Annotated in this window: 4 protein-coding genes and 2 pseudogenes; 3 read left to right on the forward strand and 3 right to left on the reverse strand. The window is 50.5% G+C overall.

Annotated elements, in window-relative coordinates; translation table 11 throughout:
- Positions 1-62, reverse strand: a 62-nt coding sequence (locus MKS11_RS27295; RefSeq protein WP_001549973.1) for a hypothetical protein, incomplete at its 3' end; no start/stop codon positions are given.
- A gap of 140 nt (positions 63-202) precedes the next feature.
- On the opposite strand from MKS11_RS27295, the gene MKS11_RS27300 reads away from it, so the two are divergent.
- The 3 genes and pseudogenes from MKS11_RS27300 to MKS11_RS27310 form a co-directional block, all read left to right on the forward strand.
- Positions 203-358, forward strand: a complete 156-nt coding sequence (locus tag MKS11_RS27300) for a hypothetical protein (protein WP_000075580.1) — start codon at positions 203-205, stop codon at positions 356-358.
- Between the two features lie 48 nt (positions 359-406).
- Complete coding sequence (locus MKS11_RS27305) at positions 407-1,399, forward strand: hypothetical protein (RefSeq protein ID WP_001145103.1); 993 nt, start codon at positions 407-409, stop codon at positions 1,397-1,399.
- A gap of 56 nt (positions 1,400-1,455) precedes the next feature.
- A pseudogene (locus MKS11_RS27310) lies at positions 1,456-1,587 on the forward strand (ISNCY family transposase); the annotation flags it as partial.
- On the opposite strand, the gene MKS11_RS27315 reads toward MKS11_RS27310, so the two are convergent.
- Both MKS11_RS27315 and MKS11_RS27320 read right to left on the reverse strand, forming a co-directional pair.
- Positions 1,584-2,195, reverse strand: a complete 612-nt coding sequence (locus tag MKS11_RS27315) for a DUF2913 family protein (protein ID WP_000176305.1) — start codon at positions 2,193-2,195, stop codon at positions 1,584-1,586. The pseudogene MKS11_RS27310 and the gene MKS11_RS27315 overlap by 4 nt on opposite strands.
- Before the next feature lie 143 nt (positions 2,196-2,338).
- Positions 2,339-2,413: pseudogene (locus tag MKS11_RS27320) on the reverse strand (IS6 family transposase); the annotation flags it as partial.

Raw genomic sequence — 2,413 nt, forward strand, 5'->3', positions numbered from 1 at the left:
TACCAGCGTACGGCCCACAGAATGATGTCACGCTGAAAATGCCGGCCTTTGAATGGGTTCATGTGCAGCCCCATCAGCAAAAGGGGATGATAAGTTTATCACCACCGACTATTTGCAACAGTGCCCTCTATTGCGTGACGTAGATTCGTGACGTATAGTTACTGCAACTTATTTGTTTATAACTACCGTCAGGTACAAAATTATGTCTCCCGTACAAGCTAAACAAAAGCAGCATGAACGCTACGAAGCCGTAGCGGTGCAGGTTTTGCGTGGTCGTGCCGGTTACAAACCTGCCGTGAAAAGCCGCTTCAGTAAGTCAGCTAGTAGCAAATTCGCTCATACTATCGCTTTTGCCTGATCCTGAACTTTGAGGCACAATAAACCATCATTCGCTGATGGTTTTTTTATGCCTGTTCAAGACGTTATTCCCCCCTATGAGCAGATGTACCTGCTAAATCAGCAGCTGATCTGCAACGCTGATCAGTTCAAACATGCCGTTATCACAGTTGGCGGTCAGGCTGTGCAATACTGGATATCCTATTATCATGCACAATACGGCGACAGATTGCCTGATGAGCGCCTCACCACATCTGTTGACTGCGACTACAGCGCCCGGAAAGATGATATTGCGGCTATAGCAAAAACGCTCAACGTTAAGACGTGGGAGAACAAAGACGGTCAGCCCCCATCCCTTGCGCAGTTTATGCTTATCGATCAGGATACACACGATATCAAACGGGATGATGGACGCTTATTTGCCGTACCGGATGCGCCTGACGAGCCAAATGTGGTGGATATTATCGACCGCCCCGGAGGCTTTGACCGTTCTGATTTTCAGGGGAAAAAGCTTTACCTGTATACCGCCCCGTTTTATGTAGAAGCAACCGGCCCCGGCATGCCTGAAATGAATGAAAAGGTAAGGGTATTGAACCCTGTCGCCTGTATGCGCTCGCGCTTTAGCAATCTGATTGCCTTGCGCCGTGATGCTGAAATTGAAATTGCGCGTATTAACGCGCTCAAGATCCCGTGTTATTTCTTTCTCATCGAACAGTTTGATGAACAGCCGTTCAAAGTTGCACGAGGAATCTTTATGGATTTATGGAGGCTCGCGAATGACGAAAGCTGTCTGCGCCATCAGGCCTTCTGGCATAGCTGGCAGGGGCCGCTTCTTGAAGGGCAACAAAGTAACAACATCACTCTGATTGATGTGTTGGAAGGCGTACATGTATACCTGGAAGGGCATCTTGATGACTTTGAAATACCGGAAGCCTTTGTCACCAAAGAAGTACCGCTAAAGCTCGCACAGCTGCGTGAACGCTGGGAGCGTTACGTGGTACTCAATGCTGAATGGGCAGCAAGAGGGCGCAGGGGATTTGAACGTAATCCCCGTGATGATTAGCCTCCTTTGGGCTGAAAAATTTGCGCATGTGCAAACCACCGGAGCACACGCTAATAGGCCGTTCAGAAGGTGAGCGTCAGGCCACTCTGAAAATTGCCCGTACCATGCTGCAGAACGGCATTGACCGCAATACTGTCATGAAAATGACCGGTCTGACTGAAGATGACCTGGCACAAATCCGCCACTAATCCCCCTTTCCTGGCACTCCCTGCCGGGCCATCAGTGAAAACTGGTGGGGCAGGGAGGCATCAGACTCAGGCTCAGCCTGCCAGCCACAGCGATTTAACAGTTTCATTATCCCAGTTACGTTCCCTGTCAGACGTACTGTCAGCGGATTTGTCTGTTGGCCATTGTCGTCAAAAGCGGCATCAAGGTTTGTCCGTAAGAGATAAACACCGTTTACTCCAGGATTGAGTACCAAAGCATATCGTCCGGCCCATTCTCTGTCGCTCATTACGCGGTAATTCCAGCCCATGTCTTTCGCTGTTTCCAGCGCATACGTCAGGCGGAACATGTCGTTCTGTTCAGTCAACTCGCCGCTGCAGGAGCGCCAGACATAGCCCAGTTTGTCGGCCAGCTTAGCTCTCACACCCAGCAAACGCCCCTGATTCAGTAACCACCCGATATCCTGTGCCACATCGCGCGAGAATCGCCGTTGCTTCAGTGCTGCCGCGAGCCAGCGGGTGAGAAAGAGATTTTCCTGTGCGGGAGAGAGTTCTCCCTGCTCCTGTCTGGCCAGTGCCAGCGCGACCAGTGCACACCATGCCAGATGGCCTGTTTTTTCTGTCAGCGTCATAACAGATACCTCCCTTCAGTCTTACTGATTCCCTGGTCTTAAATCTCAGTTGTTCAGCTCTGTACAGTCGGTCTCAGCTGCCATGTTGCCCGGCACTGTTGCAAAGTTAGCGATGAGGCAGCCTTTTGTCTTATTCAAAGGCCTTACATTTCAAAAACTCTGCTTACCAGGCGCATTTCGCCCAGGGGATCACCATAATAAAATGCTGAGGCCTGGCC

The organism is Klebsiella sp. K5-45 (genome assembly GCF_030128605.1).
In the GTDB taxonomy this organism is placed as follows: domain Bacteria; phylum Pseudomonadota; class Gammaproteobacteria; order Enterobacterales; family Enterobacteriaceae; genus Klebsiella; species Klebsiella quasipneumoniae.